Raw genomic sequence first — 19,592 nt, 5'->3', positions numbered from 1 at the left:
TAGAATACCCACAATGTTAAAATTATGTTAAGGTAATTTTGTATGTTTGTAAAACACACCACCTTAAATAATTTTAATGACCAAGCAATATTTACTTTTAGGTGCCCTTATTAGCATATTTATATTTACTAAGTGTAAAAAAGAGCGTTCAGAAAACTTCCTTTTAAATCAAGTTTCAGCTTCAGAAACTGGTATAGATTTTAAAAATCAACTTACAGAAGATGCCAATCATAGCATTATAAATTATATCTACTTTTATAATGGAGGAGGAGTTGCAACTGGTGATATTAATAATGATGGTCTACCAGATTTATTCTTTATTTCTAATCAGAATGAAAATAAACTGTATTTAAATAAAGGCGATTTTAAATTTGATGATATCACTAAAAAATCGAACATAAAAAGTAATGCTGATTGGAATACTGGAGTAACTATGGTTGATATTAACAATGATGGTTTTTTAGATATTTATGTATGTGCGGTTTCTGAATTGTTAGACTTTAAGGGTCATAATGAATTATACATCAATAATGGAGATAATACCTTTACAGAAAAAGCAGCAGAATATGGTTTAGATTTTAAAGGCTACTCTACACAATCTTACTTTTTTGATTACGATAAAGATGGAGATTTAGACGTATACATTGTAAATCATGCAGTGCACACTAATTTGTCACATGGTAAAGCTTCTAAAAGAAATAAAAGAATGCCTTTAGTTGGTGATGTTTTATTGCAAAACAACAATGGTAAATTTACAGATGTTAGTGAGTCTGCAAATATTTTTGGTGGAGTAAATGGCTATGGTTTAAGTGCTTCTATTGCCGATTTTAATAACGATGGTTGGGATGATATTTATGTTTGTAACGATTTTCATGAAGATGATTATTACTATATCAACAATAAAAATGGTACTTTTTCTGAAGAATTAGCATCTAAATTTTCTACCATAAGTCGTTTTTCCATGGGAAGTGATGCTGCAGATATTACAGGTAATGGATATCAAGATATTATTACCTTAGACATGTTGCCTAATGATGAAAAGGTTTTAAAAGAAACTGAAGGAGATGATGCTATGCTAAATATGCAAGCCAATTTAAAGAATTTAGGCTACAGAGATCAGTATTCTAGAAACATGCTTCAAATCAATCAAAAAGGCGATTATTTTAACGAAACTGCTTTGTATAATGGAGTTGCAGACACAGATTGGAGTTGGTCTCCACTTTTTGCAGATTTCAATAATGATGGACATCAAGATTTATTCATTTCAAACGGAATTTTAAGAAGACCAAACAGTTTAGATTTTAAAAAGTACGTGTCAAGCACGTTTAAAAAATATGGTCAGAAAAACGGATTAGAATGGTTATATAAATCAATAAACGAAATGCCAAGTGGAAGTGTGCCTAATCAGATTTTTAAAGGTAATTCTACAAGATTTAAAGAAACTACTGGCAATTGGCTAGCAAATGAGGCTTCTTTATCTAATGGTGCAGTATATGTAGATTTAGATTTAGATGGCGATTTAGATTTGGTAACTAATAATGTAAATGAAACTGCAGGTATTTATAGAAATAGTAGCTCTAAGTCTACAAAATCAGCTGACTTTCAATTGGTTTATAAAGATAACAACAAAGAAGCTATTGGAGCCAAGGTTACCTTATATGCAAATGGTAAAAAACAAACGAAGCAGGTTTTTAAATCTAGAGGATTTTTATCTTCTACAGAAGCTAAAGTTCATTTTGGGCTAGATACCATTGCTAAAATTGATTCAGTTGTAGTGATTTGGCCAAATTTAGAAATTCAGAAGATAGATAATCTAAAAGCAAATGAATTCACAACAATAAATTACACAGCTTCTAATATCTTTTTTACTGGTGATAAAATAGCTAAAGAAGCTAAAGTTTTTAAGCAAGAAAACTTAATTAATTTTGTTCATGAAGAAGATTCTTATAACGACTTTTTTGCAGAGAAATTACTGCCTTACAAAGTATCTACATTAGGGCCTGCATTAGCTATTGCAGACATAGACAATAATGGGTTTGATGATATATTTATAGGGGGTGCTTCTGGTAATGCAGCTAGTATTTATATGAATTCTGGAACATCATTTAAACAAGGAACTCAACCAGAATTTGAGAAAGACAAAGCTTTTGAAGATAATGATGCCACCTTTGTAGATATTGATAATGATGGCGATTTAGATTTATATGTAGCTTCAGGAATTCATGAAAAAAGGAATCAGAATTATGAGATAGATCGTTTGTATGTAAATACAAATGGTATATTTAAAAGATCAGAAAAGAAAACGTTAATCAACCCATTAAATACATCAACCATAATTGCTTACGATCATAATAAGGATGGAGATGAAGATATCTTTATAGGAAATTTATCAAACCCTGGTAGTTTTGGAGCCACTGTAAATTCTGCAGTATTAAATAATGATGGTAAAGGTAATTATACCATTCACTTAAAATTTAGTTTTAATGGTAGGGTTACAGATGCAGTTTGGGCAGATGTAAATAATGATGATCAAAAAGATTTGCTAATTGCTTCAGAATGGGATTCTCCAAAAATTTACATCAATACTAATGGAAAGTTTCAACTACAAGAAGTGCCAGAAAACTTAAATGGTTTGTGGCAAAGTATACAAACTTTTGATGTTGATGCAGATGGAGATCAAGACATTGTGTTAGGAAATTGGGGAGAGAATAATAGGTTTACAAAATATATAGACAACCCAATCTATTTCTATTATGGAGATTTTGATAAAAATGGCAAAAAAGAAAGTATCATTACCTATAAAGTTGGTGAAGAATATTATCCATTAAACACAAAAGATGAGTTGGCTTCTCAAATGAATGTGATGAGTAAAAAATTTGTGAATCATGCCAATTTTGCTCTAACTCCTTTTAATAAAATTTTTAACGATTCTATTATTGCCAAAGCCAAAAGAAGCCAAATAGATATCTTATCTTCTGGTTATTTAGAAAATAAAAATGGTGTTTTTAATTCTTTTGTACCTTTTGAGGCAAAATTGCAAATGGGCCCAATAACTTCTTTTACTAAGGTAAATTTTAATGATAAAGAGCAACTTTTAATTTCTGGTAATTCTTTAAAAGTAAATACGTATCATGGAGGTTATACAGCTCTTAAAGGCTATTTTATGTCTTCTTTAAAAGAAGTGGAATCAGTTTCGAAATATGGTATACAACCTTTTCATAATCAAATAAAAGAAACTGAAGTGATTAAAATGAAAAATAAGAACGTGCTACTTGTACTTGCCAATAACGATAGTTTAAAAACATATAGTTTTAAGTAGAGATTTTACAAATTATAACTTACAGAAAGCATTATAACTCTTGGTAAAATAAAGGTTTTACGATCTGAAATTAAAAAGTCAGAAAAACTATTACTTTGTTTAAATTGTGCATTAAACATGTTTTGTGCTGTTAGTTTATAACTCCAAGCAGAATTTTCTTTCTTGTAAGAAAGTGTTGCATTTGCAATTTCATAGGTGTTTTTTTGACCTAATGTTTTATTTTGATAATTACTTTTCTTGTAATCAAAATTGAAAATAAAACCTTCTAAAAAATCATAATCGATTATTATAAAAGTTTCTGTGGTTACATATTTCGAGGGATTTGCACTAGCAGTAAAATTTCCTATACTGCTTTTTAAACCAATTTCTATGGTAGTACAATTATCAAACAAGGTTTCTATACCCAGAACATAATCGTAATTATTGTTGGTATTGGTTTGAATGTTGTTGTTTAATTTATCTAAGTTATTGCATATCTAAAAAAATATAGTTCCTATTTTGGACTACCTATTTATGGGGATACATGCTTATCCCTATAAATAGGTAGTCCAAATTGGAAATTACTGTCTCAAACTTTTAACTTATTTTTGAGCTATTGTTAGGAATAAAAAGAGGGATTACTACATAATAATGGGGGAAAAAGCTAAAGAAAAAGAAATAGAAAAGTTTGAGTTAAAAAAGCAAAAAGTTTTAAAGAAAATAGTAGATAAACGTAAAGAGTTAGGTTTAACTCAATGGGATTTGTCAGAACAGCTTAATTTAACCTATAGTGGTTATTTTAAGGTAGAAACTGGTAAGACTAAATTGGATGTTTACAGACTCTTTGAAATTTTAGATACGCTTAAAATAACACCTAAGGAATTCTTTGAAGATTTTGAGCAATAAAACAAAACCCAAAATGAATTTTCATTTTGGGTTTTTATACACTTTTAATAGTTTTTCTTGTTAGAAAAATCTCTTTTATTAAACAGAGGCTTTCATTAATTCTCTATTCATTCTTGCTATGTTGTCTAAAGAAATACCTTTTGGGCACTCTACTTCACAGGCTCCTGTGTTAGTACAATTACCAAAACCTTCTAAATCCATTTGAGCAACCATGTTTCTAACTCTGTCTGCTGCTTCTACTTGTCCTTGAGGTAGTAATGCATACTGAGATACTTTAGCACCAACAAATAACATTGCAGAGCTATTTTTACAAGTAGCTACACAAGCTCCACAACCAATACAAGTTGCTGCATCCATTGCTGTATCTGCTGCCTCTTTTTTAATTGGTATTGCATTTGCATCTTGAGTGTTACCAGATGTATTTACAGAAATGTAACCTCCTGCATGTTGTATTCTGTCAAAAGCAGATCTATCTACTGCTAAATCTTTAATTACAGGAAATGCTGCTGCTCTCCAAGGTTCTATTGTAATAGTATCACCATCTTTAAACATACGCATATGTAATTGGCAGGTAGTAACACCTCTATCTGGTCCATGCGCTTCACCATTAATATACATAGAGCACATACCACAAATACCTTCTCTACAATCATGATCAAAAGCAACAGGTTCTTCACCAGAGTTTACCAATTGTTCGTTCAAAACATCCATCATTTCTAAAAAAGACATGTGTTCTGAAATTTCAGTAACTTTATAATCAACCATTTTACCTTTGGTTGAAGCATCTTTTTGACGCCAAATTTTAAGTGTTAAATTCATTCTATCTTTTTTATTTATAACTTCTTTCTTTTACTTCTATATTCTCATACTCTAAAGGCTCTTTATGTAAAACAGCATCTTTAGGTTCTCCTTTATATTCCCAAGCAGAAACAAATTGGAATTCTTTTAATCTTTTTGCTTCTCCTTCTTCAGTTTGATATTCTTCTCTGAAATGTCCTCCTGCAGATTCTTCTCTTTCTAAAGCATCTTTTGCAAATAATTCTCCTAACTCTAAGAAATCTGCAACTCTACCAGCTTTAGCTAATTGCTCATTAAATTCTGTGTCTGTACCAGGAACATTTACATTTTGCCAGAAATCTTTACGTAAGTCAGAAATTTCTTGAATTGCAGTTTTTAAACCTTCTGCATTTCTAGACATTCCACATTTATCCCACATAATTTTTCCTAATTTTTTGTGGTAATAATCTACAGAATGTGTTCCTTTATTGTTTATAAAGAATTCAATTCTTTCTCTTACATCTTTTTCTGCAGCTTCAAATTCTGGAGTTTCTGTAGAAATTTTACCTGTTCTAATATCATCAGCCAAATAATCTCCAATAGTATATGGTAATACAAAATAACCATCTGCTAAACCTTGCATTAATGCAGAAGCACCTAATCTGTTTGCTCCATGATCTGAGAAGTTGGCCTCACCAATTGCATAACATCCAGGTATTGTAGTCATCAAGTTATAATCAACCCAAACACCACCCATTGTATAATGTACTGCAGGATAAATCATCATAGGAGTTTCATATGGATTCTCATCTACAATCTTCTCATACATTTGAAATAAGTTACCATATTTGGCTCTTACAATTTCTTGACCTAATTCTTTTATTTTAGCATCAGTAGGATTTACTATTCCTTGAATTTTTGCTTGTTCTGTACCATACCTAACAAAAGATGATGCAAAGTCTAAGTATACAGCTTCACCTGTGGCATTTACTCCATAACCAGCATCACAACGTTCTTTTGCTGCTCTAGAAGCTACATCTCTTGGTACTAAGTTACCAAAAGCTGGGTATCTTCTTTCTAAATAGTAATCTCTTTCGTCTTCAGATAAATCTGTAGGTTTTTTTCTACCTTCTCTAATAGCTAAAACATCTTCCATGTTTTTAGGAACCCAAATACGACCATCATTTCTTAATGATTCAGACATTAAGGTTAATTTAGATTGATAGTCTCCAGATCTTGGAATACATGTTGGATGAATTTGTGTATAACAAGGATTTGCAAAGTATGCTCCTTTCTTATGCACTTTCCAACCTGCAGTTACATTTGAACCCATTGCATTTGTAGATAAAAAATATACGTTTCCATATCCACCAGATGCAATTACAACTGCGTGAGCTGAATGACGTTCAATTTCACCTGTAACTAAGTTACGTGCAATAATACCTCTTGCTTTACCATCTACAATAACAACGTCTAACATTTCATGTCTGTTAAACATTTCTATTTTACCACGTGCAATTTGTCTGTTCATTGCAGAGTATGCACCTAATAATAATTGCTGACCAGTTTGACCTTTAGCATAAAAAGTTCTAGAAACTAAAACTCCACCAAAAGAACGGTTGTCTAACAAACCACCATAATCACGTGCAAAAGGTACACCTTGTGCCACACATTGATCTATAATATTTGCAGAAACCTCTGCTAGTCTATATACGTTTGCTTCACGAGATCTGTAATCTCCACCTTTTACAGTATCATAAAATAATCTGTAGGTAGAATCTCCATCTCCTTGATAGTTTTTTGCTGCATTAATACCTCCTTGAGCTGCAATAGAGTGCGCTCTTCTTGGAGAATCTTGGTATGCAAATGCTTTTACATTGTAGCCTAATTCTGCTAAAGTTGCAGAAGCAGAACCACCTGCTAAACCTGTACCTACTACAATTACATCTATATGACGTTTGTTGGCAGGGTTTACCAAGTTAATATGATTTTTATATTCAGTCCATTTATCTTTAATTGGACCTTTTGGTACTTTTGAATCTAAAGCCATAGTTATTTAAGATTAATGGTTATGATTTAAATGATGATAAAGCGCAATAATTATAAAACCTAATGGTACTATAATTGCATAAGCTTTTCCTAATACTCCTAATTTTTTACGCAATGAAGCTGCACCAACAGATTGAAATGCTGACGTAAAACCATGTGCTAAGTGTAAACCTAAGAATACAAAAGCAATACAGTAACCAGCAACTCTAATTGGGTTCACAAACTTTTCTTGCAATTCGTGGTAATATCTAAATTCGCCATTATGCAAACCAGACCAATCACCTTGAATAAATTTAGTGTTGATTTCTGGAAACCAAAAATCGATAAAGTGCAAAATAATAAATGCTAAAATGGCTAAACCAGACCAAATCATGTTTCTACTCATCCAACTAGAGTTTGCAGAACCGTTGTTTTGTGCATAAGACACATTTCTTGCATTTCTGTTTTGTAATTCTAGAATGAAACCCATTACAAAGTGAAAAACAACCCCAAAAATTAATACTGGCTGTAAAGCAAATTGTACAACTGGATTTGTACCCATAAAATGTGAAACTTCATTAAATAAATCTGCACTAAATACAGACATCATATTTATTGATAGATGCTGTAAAAGGAAAACCATTAAGAAGAATGCAGAAAGTGCCATGGACACTTTTTTACCTATTGAAGATTTGAAAAATCCGCTCATTTTTTTAAATTAGTTAATAATTATATACAAAAATAAGGCTTAAACAAATGCATAGCAAAGAAATTATAACGTTTTCGTTAGTATTTAGAATAGTTTTAAATAAATCTTAAGTTTTAGGGTTAGAAGGTATTAAGCATTTATTATTTTTCCATTTTCCTTTTAATCTAGATTTTAAAATGGTTTTGTTATCACAGGTTAAGAAATTACCTTTTTCATCTTTTTTTATGACACGCATTTTACCTTTTTTAATTGCGTTAACCACTCTTAAAATAAGTTCTTTTTGAGATATTTTTTCACCCTTAACAACAAGCGCCAAACCTTGCTCATTATTGTGCAAATCCATTATAGAAGAAATTTCATCTGGAACTATACCATCTTCTAACTTTCTCTTTTTAAAAGTTTTATAATTTTCTCTCTCATGAGCTTTCCCTAAAGAACGAGCAGCAGTTTTGCCTAGCTCTTGTCGTAAACGAGCCATCCAGAATGCATGTCTAAAGGCATCAACTTCTCCTCCAGAAGCATCTTTATCTAACAAATTAGTTTTTCTAATAGAATCTGAAACTTTATTGGTTTCTTCCGAAATTCTGAAGGCTTTCTTGGCTTTAAATGGGTGAAACATTACCCAGAGTTTTTTTGGTGTAGAAAGCTCAAAAAAACCTGTGTATTTCTTTTGTGCATTAGTAGTATTGACAATACACAAAAGAAAAATAACTGCTATTTTTTTCATTTCTTATAACATAAAAAAAAGGGACTATTTAAGTCCCTTTTTTAATTTTATTTGATTTCAAATTTGCTTGTTGCATCGTTTACTTTAATGGTATACTTACCTTTTGGTAAATAATTAGCACCATTTTGAGCAGCTCTAATTTTGGTTTTCTTATTTGCTTTTTCAAAAGATTTTAAACCTTTTTTAGAGAAGGTAAGATCAAAATTAGCTTCATTGTATCCTTTAGCAGCATCAATTTGCATTTCGTTTACCTTAACATCATTGTGATAAATAGAAACCGTACTTTTTCTGTTTGAATTTGAGTAAAATGGAATGGTAATTTCTGGCTCGTAAGCAGTTCTCCATTGGCTCCAAGAACGTCCCCAATTTCTGTTTTTTCTAATATTATTTACTTTAAAAATATGAGTCGATTTTGAAATAACATCAGCATTCATAGTTTGTAAAGCAGAAATATCTGCTTTGTATAAACTACGTCCATGTGTGGCTACAATTAAGTGTTTTGCTGTTGGCTGAATTACTAAATCGTGTACAGCTACATTTGGTAAATTGTTGCTAAATGCTTCCCAAGATTTTCCTTGATTAAAAGAAATATATAATCCATTATCTGTACCTAAGTATAAGATATTTTCGTTTTCAGGATCTTCTTTTATCACATTAACAGCAGATGTAGGAATTGACTCACCAATGTTTGTCCAAGTTTGTCCATAATCATTAGACATATATACATAAGGTGTAAAATCATCAAACCTATATCCATTTAAAGTTGCGTAAACGCGCTCTTTTTTATGTGCAGACGCTATTACTCTAGACACCCATAAATTCTGTGGTAAATTGTTAGAAACACGTGTCCAAGTTCCTCCTCCGTTTTTAGTTAAGTTGATGTAACCATCATCTGAACCAACATACAATAATCCAAATTGAAAAGGACTTTCTGATATAGAGGTTAATGTACCATAAGCTACATTTCCTTTTTTACCACCTGTTGTTAAATCATCAGAAATAGTTTCCCAATCATCACCTTGATTTAAAGATCTGTGTAATTTATTACCTCCTAAATACAAAATATCTTGATTGTGTTTTGATAGTAAAATTGGTGTTTGCCAATTAAAACGATATGGAGATTCTCCTAAAGTGTGTTTTGGTTGAATATATACTTGATTTCCTTTTTCTCTATCAATTCTAAAATAGTTTCCAAATTGATAACCTGTATACACAATGTTTTGATTTCTCTCATCAACTTGTACTTGCATACCATCTCCACCCATAATTGATTCGTATGGATTTTGACCAGATTGTAACCAGCGTTTATCAACTCTTGCATTGTTAGAGGCTACCCAAACTCCATTATCTTGCAAACCACCATATACTTTGTAATTTTTTTGAGTATCTGCATATACAGAGTAGAATTGACCAACTGCAGGATCGTTTAATTTTGTCCAGTTTTCTCCATCATCATAAGAAAGGTTTAAACCACCATCATTACCATTTAAAATATGCCCTGATTTTTTTGGATTCACCCATAAAGCTTGATGATCTGAGTGCACATTTTCTTTACTGATTGATGTAAATGTTTTTCCACCATCTTTAGATTTTATGATTGGTACACCTAATACATAAATTCCGTTTTCGTCTTGTAAATCAACGCGAATTTCACCAAAGTAATACCCATAAGAACTATATACGCCATCTAAGAAATTATCGTGTGTTTTTTTCCAAGATTTACCTCCATTTGTAGTTTTAAATACTTCTGCACCTATAACTTGGGTATCAAAAAGCATTGCATTTGCATCTTCTAAATAGCTAGCTAAATCTGCTGGTTTTACTGTGCCTACTCTAACCATTTGTTTTACGTTTTCTGCTCTGTACTTCTCTTGGAAACCGTTATTTTTTAAAAAGGTATTTATTTTTTTATCGTCTAAATTTAAAAATTCTGCATTAGACATTGTTTTAAAGTCTTCTTTTGTAAGTGCATCAGAAGGTTTTTTGGCAGCTCCTTTTGGTCTTCTAAATTGGCTATCATGTAAAGCATAAACAGTATTTTCATTAAATACTGCTAAACCAATTCTACCAACACCATTTCCTGTAGGAAAACCAGAATTATCAGATACTTTTAACCAAGTATTTCCTGCATCTATACTTTTATAAATTGCAGAGTTAGAACCATCACCATCAAAATTCCATGCTTTACGTTCTCTTTCCCAAGAAGCAGCATACATAATGTTAAAATTTTCTGGAGCAACTGCTACATCAATAATACCGGTATCATTATTTATAAATAAAGATTTTGACCAGGTTTTACCACCATCTGTAGTTTTAAAAATACCTCTTTCTGCATTTGAAGAGTACAAATGACCAATAACACCAATTACAACTTCATCTGTATTGTTTGGGTTAATTAAAATACGGCTTACATGATGAGAATCTGTTAAACCCATATTTTGCCATGTTTTACCTTGATCTGTAGATTTTAATACACCTATACCTGCATAACTAGATCTAGATGAATTTTTTTCTCCTGTACCTACCCAAATTGAACCTGAGTTCCAATCTACAGAAATATCACCAATATTTTGTGTTGGTGAGTTATCTAAAACAGGTGTAAATGTTGTACCATTATTATTCGTGTACCATAAACCACCAGAAGCATAACCTACGTAAAATTCTGTAGTATTGTTTGGATTTACAGCTACATCTGCAACTCTACCACTCATTACTGTTGGCCCAATGTTGGTAAAACTAACATTTTTAACTAAAGAATTTTGAGCTAGATTTTCCTTTGTTTTTAAGGATTCAGCTACTTTAGATGCACTAGTTGGGTTCTGTTGGCCAAAGCCAAAAAATGTAATTGATAGAAAGAAAAAAAACGTAAATTTTTTCATAATAGTTAGGTTATTTGTTGATATTGAATTTTGTTAAAAATTACTTATTATTTAATATAATTTACTAAATTATTAGTTTTAAAATTCATCCTTTAGTAAAATATTGTTAATTTTTATTAAATTAGCTACAAATCAATTAAACAATAAAAAATTATTATTATGGGTATTTTGTACACAATTATCATTGGTGCCATTTGTGGTTATATAGCTGATGTTTTAATGAGAGACAATGGTTTTGGTCTTATCGTAAATATTATTATAGGTATTGCAGGAAGTTTTGTAGGAGATTGGCTTTATGGAGAATTAGGTATTAAATTAAATATTAATCCTTATTGGCTAGAAGACATTGTAGTTGGTGCTACAGGTGCTATTATCATTCTATTTTTAGTAGGAGTTTTAAGAGGTACAAGAGCTAAAAGAAGGTAATTTATTTACTTTTTACTTATAAACAAAGAGATGCTTTTAAGCATCTTTTTTTGTTTAGAGTAAACAACTTGAAATATGCAAGTATTAATTACGTTTAGAGTAGTAATCAGTGTACATTTGCACCAACTTAGAACCAACATAATTCGTTGTTTCTTAAATAACAATTATGTCGTTTAAATCATTAGGCTTATCAGATGCTTTTGTAAAAGCAGTAGAAGAAAAAGGATACACTAAGCCATCTCCAATTCAAGAAAAAGCAATTCCACATATTTTAGAAGGCAAAGATGTGCTTGCTTCTGCACAAACAGGTACAGGTAAAACAGCTGGTTTTACTTTACCAGTATTGCAATATTTATCAGAAACAAAACATCAAAAATATAGGCCAATTAGAGCTTTGGTGCTAACACCTACTAGAGAATTAGCAGCTCAAGTGCATGACAATGTTAGAGAATACAGTAAGTATGTTAATATAAAATCTGCAGTTGTTTTTGGTGGTGTAAAAGCAGCATCACAAATTGCAACCTTAAAACGAGGTGTAGATATTTTGGTGGCAACTCCTGGTAGATTACTTGATTTGCATGATCAGAAAGCAGTTTCTTTTAAAAGAATAGATGTTTTTATTTTAGATGAAGCAGATAGAATGCTTGATATGGGTTTTGTTAGAGACATTAACAAGATTATTAGTTACATGCCTGCAAAACGTCAAAACTTAATGTTCTCTGCCACATTTTCTAAAGAAATTAAAAAATTAGCAAGTGGTATTTTAAGAAACCCAGTTGAAGTTGAAACTGCACCACAAAATTCTACAGCAAAAAAAGTTTCTCATAAAGTTTATAAGATTGATAAAAAGAAGAAAACTGAATTTACTATTAAACTAATTAAAGATAATAATTGGAATCAGGTTTTAATTTTTACCAGAACAAAACATGGAGCTAATAGACTAACACAAAATTTAATAAAATCTAGAATTTCTGCTGCAGCTATTCATGGTAATAAAAGTCAAGGAGCAAGAACAAAAGCCTTAAAGAATTTTAAAGACAATACTATTAAAGTTTTAGTTGCTACAGACATTGCAGCTCGTGGTTTAGATATTCCATTATTACCTTATGTAATTAATTATGAGTTACCAAATGTACCTGAAGATTATGTGCATAGAATAGGTAGAACAGGTAGAGCTGGAGCAGAAGGAGAAGCCATTTCTTTGGTTTGTAGTGAGGAAACAGAATATCAAAAAGAGATAGAAAAATTACTGAAAGAGAATTTGAAGTCAGTAATTGTTGAAGGTTTTGAGCCAACAGATACTGCACCTCCAAAAAGGGCTGCAACTCAAAGCAAGGGTTCTTTTGGTAAAAAGAAAAAGCCAGCAGATGGTAAAAAAGATGCTCCTAAAAAATCTAAGAGGCCTAACAATCATAAACGCAGAAAACCTGCAAATACTTCAGGTAGAAGTAGAAGTGGAGCTGCAAAAAGTAAACGAAACTAGCACTCTTTTTTTGAGTTTATAATTGCTACATTTGTGTACTAAAATTTAAGTACGCATGAAATACGACCCAATAAATTCAGAACTTTTTATAAAAAATCGCAAAAATTTTATGGCTCAAATGAAGCCTAAAAGTATTGCAGTTTTTAATTCAAATGATATATATCCTATTAGTGCAGATAGCACTATGCCTTTTGAGCAGCACAGAGATATTTTTTATTTAAGTGGTGTAGATCAAGAAGAAAGTGTGTTGCTATTATTTCCTGATTGCCCAAATGAAGATTTAAGAGAAGTTTTGTTTGTAAGAGAAACCAATGAGCACATTGCTGTTTGGGAAGGTGAAAAGTTAACCAAAGAAGCTGCTACAAAAACAAGTGGGATTCAATCTATTTTCTGGTTACAAGATTTAGAAAAAACCTTGTTTGAAATGTCTACATATGCAGATAATTTTTACATAAATACAAACGAGCATTACAGAGCTTCTGTAGAAACAGAAACACGTGAAGACAGATTTACAAAATGGTTATTGGCTAAATATCCTGCACATTCTGTAGCAAAAAGCAATCCAATTTTACAAGATTTAAGAGCAGTTAAAGATACTATTGAATTAGAATTAATGCAGCATGCTTGTAATATTACAGAAAAAGGATTTAGAAGAATTTTAGGCTTTGTAAAACCGGGTGTTTGGGAATATGAAATTGAAGCAGAATTGATACATGAGTTTGTTAGAAATAGATCTAAAGGATTTGCTTATACACCAATTATTGCCTCAGGAAACAATGCTAATGTATTGCATTATATAGAAAATAATCAGCAATGTAAAAATGGCGATTTAATTTTGTTTGATATTGCAGCTGAATACGCAAATTATAAAAGCGATTTGTCTAGAACCATACCAGTTTCTGGTAAATTTTCTAACAGACAAAAAGAGGTTTATAATGCTGTGAACTATGTAAAAAAGGAAGCTACAAAACTGTTAGTACCTGGTACAATTTGGAAAGACTATCATGTTGAGGTTGGTAAGATAATGACATCAGAATTATTAAAATTAGGATTGTTGGATAAAGCAGATGTGCAAAATGAAGATCCAAAATGGCCAGCTTATAAAAAGTACTTTATGCATGGTACAAGTCATCATATTGGTTTAGACACACATGATTATGGTTTACTTCATAAACCAATGACAGCTAATATGGTTTTTACAGTAGAGCCAGGAATTTATATTCCAGAAGAAGGTTTTGGCATTCGTTTAGAAGATGATGTTGTTGTTCAAGAAAAAGGAGAACCTTTTAACTTGATGAGAAATATACCTATTGAAGTAGATGAAATTGAAGATTTAATGAATTCATAACATTCAATTATAAAACAAAAAGCCAGTAATATTAATTACTGGCTTTTTGTTTTTAATTATTTTATCTCTTTAATCTTCCAGTTGTATTTCCTTCTAAAATGCTAACGACTTCCTCTTCATTTGCATAGTTTACATCACCCAAATATGTATGTTTTATTGCACAAGCAGCAGATGCAAATTGTATAGCTTTAAAATCATCAAACTTTTGTAAGCCATGAATTAAACCAGCAGCAAATGCATCTCCAGTTCCAATTCTATCTACAACATGAGTTATGTCTATATCTTCAGTTTCTCTAAATTCAACTCCATTCCACATTCTTGCTCTAATCTTATGCCAAGAAGAATTGATAGATGTTCTAATTTTATCAAACACTTTTTCTATAGATGGATAGGTTTCCATTAACTGCTTACTAGCTGCTATAAAATCTTCGTTAGAATAGGTGTATTCAGTTTCTAAAAGTTCGTTTATTTCATTAATTCCGCCAATAAAAATTGTTGAATATTCAATCATTTCAGATAAAATTTCTCTAGGATTTTCTCCATATTTCCACAAGCCACTTCTATATGTTGGATCTGCAGAAACCTGTAATCCTTTTTTACGAGCCAATTTTAAACCCTCTAATAAAGTTTGCTGACTTCCTTTGTTTAAGGCAGGTGTAATTCCTGTCCAATGAAACCACTTCCCATTTTCTAATGATTTTTCCCAATCAACCATTTCTGGTTTAATTTCAGAAAATGATGAGTGAGATCTGTTGTAAGAAATAGAGCTTGGTCTAATAACTGCACCAACTTCTAAAAAATAGACACCTAAAGGCCTGCTAGATCTAACAATTGCAGTGGTATCTAAATCAAATTTGTTTAAATAAGAGATTGCTGTGTTTCCAATAAAATCATCAGATATACAAGAGATGTGTTTTACATTTCCTCCAAAGTTGGCTATAGAAATACCAACATTTACTTCTGTGCCTCCAAAATAAAACTCAACATTATTAGATTGAATAAATTTTTTATTTCCTCTAGGAGAAATTCGCATTAATACTTCACCAAAGGTGATAATCTGGTTCATGTTTTTCTAAATTAAAAAGTAAATTTAGAATATTAAAAAGGCTTATGCAAGAGAATTAATGAAACCAATAGTTTCATTATTAAATACTTCTGGTTGTTCTACATTTACAACATGCCCACAATTGTCTATAACAAATAGTGAACTTGTAGTATGTTTGGCAACAATATTTTTAATAGAAGGTAAAAATAAATGATCTTCTGACCCCATAACATAAAGTGTAGGAATCTTAATATCTTTTGCTCTAAAAAAACGTAATAATGGGTTTATTTCTGAAGTTAATTTAAACCATCTAATAAACTCTTTTTGGTATAACTTTTTAGCTTCATTCACAAAAAGGCTTCTCGATTTTTTATGATTTTTTCTAGGCATTATAATAAATGCAAAGAACTTATAAAGCAACATATAAGGCACAACAGACTTAAATATAACCCCTAATTTCATTAAAATTTGAGAGCGCGTGTTTAATTTAATTATGGCACCACCCATAACCATACTTTGTACTAAGCCTGGCTTTTTTTCGGCTAAATTTCTAATTAAAATAGTACCTAAAGAAATGCCTATAAAATGAGATTTTTCAATTTGTAAATGATCAATTACTTCTACAATATCATTGGTTATAGAATCAAAAGTATATTTAGGATTAAAAGTGTCTTTTAAGGTAGGTTTACTATTTCCATGACCTCTTAAATCTAAAATAAGTACATTAAAATGTTTTTTAAAATCGCGTATTTGTTTAAACCAAATAGAACTGCTACCTCCTGCACCATGCACAAAAGTTACCCATTCTTTAGAAGTTGTATGTGGATATAAATAATAATTTAACAAAGCCCCAATTTAAAGTAGCTAATTTACAGTATTTTGAATTACTAAAAGTTATAAAACTATTAAATGATAAAAAGACGAGGAATTTCCTCGTCTTTTTATTGGCTAAAAATCTAATTATTCAACAATTAAGGTGTAAAGAGGTGTGTTGTTTAAAGGGCAAAAGTAGGTGTATTCTCCCTTAGCTAAGGTTACTTTTTTAGAGTTTCCTTTAGTATTATTTTTAACTGCTTGTGTTACGTAAGCTTCTTTTATGTGATGTGCTTGCCCACTTTTTCCTTTTGGTTGCAACACAAAACCAACATCTTTACCTACATTATTGTTGGCAATTTCAAAAATATAAGTTCCTGCTGATAGTGTAATTTGCTTCTGAGTAAATTCGCCTTTTGTTTGTTCTAAAGCAACTGTTTTTATTTTTTGTGCATTTGTGTTAAAGGCAAACCCCAAAACAATTACAATTACTGCTATTAATTTTTTCATGATTTCTATTATATTTAATTTCTGTTTATACTAATTCTAATGATTGTGCTATCGGAAAATCTACAGGTACTTCTGTAGTTTTATGGAAATAATTGGTAATTGTTATTTCGCCTATTAATAAAATAGCATCTGCTAAATTCCCTTTGTTATAGCCTGCATTGTAAAAGTTTTCTATAACTTCTTCAGTGGCTGCACCTCTGTTTAAAGCAACACTTTTTGCAAATTTTGATAATGCATCTAATTTTGAATTAAAAGAAGCGTTTCCTGTTCTTAATTCTAAAACTTGATTTTCTGTAAAACCATTCATTTTAGCAATTGCTGTGTGTGCAGACAAACAGTAGACACATTCGTTTACTTGGCTTACAGCTAAATTAATTACCTCTTTTTCTTTTGCAGAAAAACTTGTTTTAGCATTACCTAATGCTAAGAAATTATCCAATGCAGTTTCACTATGTGCAAAAGATGCATATAAGTTAGGAACAAACCCAAGGCTTTTTTCTAATTGATTAAAGATTACTTTATTATTTTCTGATACTTCGTTTTTTGTTGGTACATTATATGTGTTCATCATTTTATTTGTGCTGAATTTAGTCAGCCTTTTTTTACTTGTTATTAATTATTTATATTGATGTGTTGCTTTCGCAAAATTGTTGTTCTGAATTTGATTCATCATAAGTTTGGTAGCCCCAACAGTTAGGACATTGTGTATTTCTTTGATTTTTCATGATTGATAATTTTAGTGATTACTATTTGTTTTGTAATACACTGCAAAGATGCAACCAACATAGAGCTCTAAAAATGGACAAAGGTTCCTACTGTTTGGACATTGTGAAAAGTTAGCAGAAAATGCTTGCGTGAAGGATTGAATAATTTGTTTGAGCTCTTTTAAAGTTGTAAAAACTTTAAAAAGCGAGTTATGAAAGCCTGACTTTTTTTGATGGGAATCAAAAAAAAGACACGCCCAAAATAAGAATTTAGTACTCTTTTTTAAATTGTAAAGGAGATTTGGCTATGGCTTTTGTAAAAAAGCGCGAAAAGTAGGCAGGATCATTATAACCCAGCTCAAAAGCTATTTCTTTTACGCTTTTGTCTGTATAAATCAATAAACGTTTTGCCTCTAAAAGAATTCGGGTTTTTATAAAATCTGAAGGTGTTTTTTTACCCAGTTTTTGAAAATGTTTGGTAATAGATTTTGGGCTTAGACCAAGTCTCTTTGCATACTCTGTAACTGTATGCATTGTTTTAAAATTCTGCTCTACCAATAGACTAAAGTCTTTAAATAAACGAGTATCTGAATCTTCTTTTAGGGTGTGGTTTTCTTTTTTAATACGTACAGAATTAATAATGAATTGCTTTAAGTAGGATTGCAGCATATCATACTGTGCAGTTTCATTTTGTTGAAACTCGTCAATTAAACTTTCTATAATAAAATTTAATTTTTGAGTATCCTTTTCACATGGTTTTACAAAAGGGGTTTCGTAAATATTATTGAATAAAATTCCATTACAAGCTACTTCTGCATCATGTGTTTGAATACAATAAAAATCTCTTTTAAAACTAAGCTTATAGGCTGTTTTTATTTGTTCTGTATCTACTGTAAATACTTGTCCTGGAGAAAGAAAAAACAAAACGTTGTCAGTAAATTCATACTGTTCAAAATCGATATTATAAATTCCTGAACCTTCCTTTATCCAATAAATCGTATAATTATTTTGTTGGGTAGAATGGTCTATGGTACACGCTTCTTCAAACAAAACTGTACTTATAGAAAAAATATCTTTAAAACTATATTTGGTAATGTTTTTAACCGACATTTTGCAAATTTATAGTTTTGGTCGTTCAACCAATTCAAAATTTACAACAATAATTAAATCATTGAAAATCATAAGTTTAAAATTATAATAATTATCTTTATAAATAATTATTGAGTTTAATTTTAACAATTAATATTTCTGATGAAAATTGAAGATTATACTGTTTTGGAGATATTTAAGAATGTGAGTTTTACCAAGCACGAGCTTTCAATAATTAAGGATAGATTTGAAAAAATAACCCTTAAAAAAGGTGAAATTTTATTGGATTCTAAAAATACCTGCAAAAATCAATATTTTGTTTATAGTGGTTGTCTTAGATCTTTTTTTGTTAATGATGATGGTAAAGATTTTACGACACAATTTGCAATTAAAGATTGGTGGATAAGTGACTATATTTCATTTTTTAAAAATGAAAAAACTGTAATGAGTATAGAATGTTTACAGGATGCAGTAGTTTACAGGCTATCTAAAGAAGACTTTGAATTTTTATGTTTGAATGTACCTAAAATTGAAACATTTATTAGAAATAAATTACAAAACGCATTTGCTAGTTTTCAAAAAAGAATTTTAGAATATTTATCATTATCAGCTAAGGATAGATATTATAATTTTATTAATAGCTATCCAGAAATAAATAGTTATATAAAAAATTATCATGTAGCTTCTTATTTAGGTATTACAACAGAAAGCTTAAGTAGGATTAGAAAAATGAACATAAAGTCATAAATTTCTTACCATACATCAATTTTTCTTACTTCTATCAATCTTATTTTTGATGTTCATTAAATTTGAAATAAAATATTCATTCCTCAACTTTGTATTTTACGAT

Annotated in this window: 17 protein-coding genes; 6 read left to right on the top strand and 11 right to left on the bottom strand. The window is 30.4% G+C overall.

Annotated features, from left to right (window positions below; genetic code table 11):
- Positions 1–76 precede the first annotated feature (76 nt).
- Positions 77–3,319, top strand: coding sequence for a VCBS repeat-containing protein (locus LPB302_RS08640; RefSeq protein WP_053973925.1), 3,243 nt, complete (start codon positions 77–79; stop codon positions 3,317–3,319).
- A gap of 5 nt (positions 3,320–3,324) precedes the next feature.
- On the opposite strand, the gene LPB302_RS08635 is transcribed toward LPB302_RS08640, so the two are convergent.
- On the bottom strand, positions 3,325–3,711 hold the full coding sequence (locus LPB302_RS08635; protein WP_053973926.1) for a hypothetical protein: 387 nt from the start codon (positions 3,709–3,711) through the stop codon (positions 3,325–3,327).
- A 238-nt stretch (positions 3,712–3,949) separates the two neighbouring features.
- Here LPB302_RS08635 and LPB302_RS08630 point away from each other — a divergent pair, with 238 nt between their 5' ends.
- The gene (locus tag LPB302_RS08630; protein WP_082329771.1) at positions 3,950–4,204 is read left to right on the top strand and encodes a helix-turn-helix domain-containing protein; all 255 of its coding nucleotides are present in this window, start codon (positions 3,950–3,952) and stop codon (positions 4,202–4,204) included.
- Between the two features lie 78 nt (positions 4,205–4,282).
- Here the strand turns inward: LPB302_RS08630 and LPB302_RS08625 are convergent, their stop codons facing one another.
- The 5 genes from LPB302_RS08625 to LPB302_RS08605 all read right to left on the bottom strand — a co-directional run bounded on the left by LPB302_RS08625 (position 4,283) and on the right by LPB302_RS08605 (position 11,324).
- Positions 4,283–5,023: a succinate dehydrogenase/fumarate reductase iron-sulfur subunit gene (locus LPB302_RS08625; RefSeq protein WP_015481374.1), complete on the bottom strand. Its 741-nt coding sequence runs from the start codon at positions 5,021–5,023 to the stop codon at positions 4,283–4,285.
- 10 nt (positions 5,024–5,033) lie between these two features.
- Positions 5,034–7,031 (bottom strand): fumarate reductase/succinate dehydrogenase flavoprotein subunit, encoded by a 1,998-nt coding sequence (locus LPB302_RS08620; protein WP_053973927.1) that lies wholly within the window; start codon positions 7,029–7,031, stop codon positions 5,034–5,036.
- Positions 7,032–7,043: 12 nt separating this feature from the next.
- The gene (locus tag LPB302_RS08615; RefSeq protein ID WP_053973928.1) at positions 7,044–7,718 is read right to left on the bottom strand and encodes a succinate dehydrogenase cytochrome b subunit; all 675 of its coding nucleotides are present in this window, start codon (positions 7,716–7,718) and stop codon (positions 7,044–7,046) included.
- A gap of 106 nt (positions 7,719–7,824) precedes the next feature.
- The gene (locus LPB302_RS08610; protein ID WP_053973929.1) at positions 7,825–8,445 is read right to left on the bottom strand and encodes a DUF6973 domain-containing protein; all 621 of its coding nucleotides are present in this window, start codon (positions 8,443–8,445) and stop codon (positions 7,825–7,827) included.
- 47 nt (positions 8,446–8,492) lie between these two features.
- Entirely contained in the window at positions 8,493–11,324 is a 2,832-nt protein-coding gene (locus LPB302_RS08605) for a WD40/YVTN/BNR-like repeat-containing protein (RefSeq protein WP_053973930.1), read from the bottom strand.
- A gap of 159 nt (positions 11,325–11,483) precedes the next feature.
- Between LPB302_RS08605 and LPB302_RS08600 the strand changes: the two genes are divergently transcribed.
- The 3 genes from LPB302_RS08600 (at position 11,484) to LPB302_RS08590 (ending at position 14,581) form a co-directional block, all read left to right on the top strand.
- Entirely contained in the window at positions 11,484–11,750 is a 267-nt protein-coding gene (locus tag LPB302_RS08600; RefSeq protein ID WP_053973931.1) for a GlsB/YeaQ/YmgE family stress response membrane protein, read from the top strand.
- Between the two features lie 166 nt (positions 11,751–11,916).
- Positions 11,917–13,233 carry a DEAD/DEAH box helicase gene (locus tag LPB302_RS08595; RefSeq protein WP_053973932.1) on the top strand — a complete coding sequence of 439 codons (1,317 nt, stop codon included), beginning with the start codon at positions 11,917–11,919 and terminating at the stop codon, positions 13,231–13,233.
- Positions 13,234–13,288: 55 nt separating this feature from the next.
- Positions 13,289–14,581: an aminopeptidase P family protein gene (locus tag LPB302_RS08590; RefSeq protein ID WP_053973933.1), complete on the top strand. Its 1,293-nt coding sequence runs from the start codon at positions 13,289–13,291 to the stop codon at positions 14,579–14,581.
- Between the two features lie 61 nt (positions 14,582–14,642).
- Here the strand turns inward: LPB302_RS08590 and LPB302_RS08585 are convergent, their stop codons facing one another.
- The 5 genes from LPB302_RS08585 to LPB302_RS08565 all read right to left on the bottom strand — a co-directional run bounded on the left by LPB302_RS08585 (position 14,643) and on the right by LPB302_RS08565 (position 18,763).
- Positions 14,643–15,647, bottom strand: a complete 1,005-nt coding sequence (locus LPB302_RS08585) for a sugar kinase (protein ID WP_053973934.1) — start codon at positions 15,645–15,647, stop codon at positions 14,643–14,645.
- A 42-nt stretch (positions 15,648–15,689) separates the two neighbouring features.
- Positions 15,690–16,472 (bottom strand): alpha/beta fold hydrolase, encoded by a 783-nt coding sequence (locus LPB302_RS08580; RefSeq protein WP_053973935.1) that lies wholly within the window; start codon positions 16,470–16,472, stop codon positions 15,690–15,692.
- A gap of 114 nt (positions 16,473–16,586) precedes the next feature.
- On the bottom strand, positions 16,587–16,949 hold the full coding sequence (locus LPB302_RS08575; protein WP_053973936.1) for a cupredoxin domain-containing protein: 363 nt from the start codon (positions 16,947–16,949) through the stop codon (positions 16,587–16,589).
- A gap of 25 nt (positions 16,950–16,974) precedes the next feature.
- Positions 16,975–17,517 (bottom strand): carboxymuconolactone decarboxylase family protein, encoded by a 543-nt coding sequence (locus tag LPB302_RS08570; RefSeq protein ID WP_053973937.1) that lies wholly within the window; start codon positions 17,515–17,517, stop codon positions 16,975–16,977.
- Between the two features lie 406 nt (positions 17,518–17,923).
- The gene (locus tag LPB302_RS08565) at positions 17,924–18,763 is read right to left on the bottom strand and encodes a helix-turn-helix domain-containing protein (protein ID WP_053973938.1); all 840 of its coding nucleotides are present in this window, start codon (positions 18,761–18,763) and stop codon (positions 17,924–17,926) included.
- A 141-nt stretch (positions 18,764–18,904) separates the two neighbouring features.
- Here LPB302_RS08565 and LPB302_RS08560 point away from each other — a divergent pair, with 141 nt between their 5' ends.
- Positions 18,905–19,489, top strand: a complete 585-nt coding sequence (locus LPB302_RS08560; RefSeq protein ID WP_053973939.1) for a Crp/Fnr family transcriptional regulator — start codon at positions 18,905–18,907, stop codon at positions 19,487–19,489.
- Positions 19,490–19,592: the final 103 nt, after the last annotated feature.

Source organism: Polaribacter dokdonensis (assembly GCF_024362345.1).
Classification (GTDB): Bacteria; Bacteroidota; Bacteroidia; order Flavobacteriales; family Flavobacteriaceae; genus Polaribacter; species Polaribacter dokdonensis.
Note: the sequence above shows the minus strand (reverse complement) of the source record. Positions and strands in the feature narration are given on the sequence as shown.

Excerpts from the sequence above, each read along its gene's own strand:
- LPB302_RS08610 (WP_053973929.1), bottom strand. The coding sequence starts at position 8,445 with ATGAAAAAAATAGCAGTTATTTTTCTTTTGTGTATTGTCAATACTACT.
- LPB302_RS08640 (WP_053973925.1), top strand. The coding sequence starts at position 77 with ATGACCAAGCAATATTTACTTTTAGGTGCCCTTATTAGCATATTTATA.
- LPB302_RS08560 (WP_053973939.1), top strand. The coding sequence starts at position 18,905 with ATGAAAATTGAAGATTATACTGTTTTGGAGATATTTAAGAATGTGAGT.
- LPB302_RS08615 (WP_053973928.1), bottom strand. The coding sequence starts at position 7,718 with ATGAGCGGATTTTTCAAATCTTCAATAGGTAAAAAAGTGTCCATGGCA.
- LPB302_RS08565 (WP_053973938.1), bottom strand. The coding sequence starts at position 18,763 with ATGTCGGTTAAAAACATTACCAAATATAGTTTTAAAGATATTTTTTCT.
- LPB302_RS08590 (WP_053973933.1), top strand. The coding sequence starts at position 13,289 with ATGAAATACGACCCAATAAATTCAGAACTTTTTATAAAAAATCGCAAA.
- LPB302_RS08625 (WP_015481374.1), bottom strand. The coding sequence starts at position 5,023 with ATGAATTTAACACTTAAAATTTGGCGTCAAAAAGATGCTTCAACCAAA.
- LPB302_RS08630 (WP_082329771.1), top strand. The coding sequence starts at position 3,950 with ATGGGGGAAAAAGCTAAAGAAAAAGAAATAGAAAAGTTTGAGTTAAAA.
- LPB302_RS08605 (WP_053973930.1), bottom strand. The coding sequence starts at position 11,324 with ATGAAAAAATTTACGTTTTTTTTCTTTCTATCAATTACATTTTTTGGC.
- LPB302_RS08570 (WP_053973937.1), bottom strand. The coding sequence starts at position 17,517 with ATGAACACATATAATGTACCAACAAAAAACGAAGTATCAGAAAATAAT.
- LPB302_RS08600 (WP_053973931.1), top strand. The coding sequence starts at position 11,484 with ATGGGTATTTTGTACACAATTATCATTGGTGCCATTTGTGGTTATATA.
- LPB302_RS08585 (WP_053973934.1), bottom strand. The coding sequence starts at position 15,647 with ATGAACCAGATTATCACCTTTGGTGAAGTATTAATGCGAATTTCTCCT.
- LPB302_RS08595 (WP_053973932.1), top strand. The coding sequence starts at position 11,917 with ATGTCGTTTAAATCATTAGGCTTATCAGATGCTTTTGTAAAAGCAGTA.
- LPB302_RS08620 (WP_053973927.1), bottom strand. The coding sequence starts at position 7,031 with ATGGCTTTAGATTCAAAAGTACCAAAAGGTCCAATTAAAGATAAATGG.
- LPB302_RS08575 (WP_053973936.1), bottom strand. The coding sequence starts at position 16,949 with ATGAAAAAATTAATAGCAGTAATTGTAATTGTTTTGGGGTTTGCCTTT.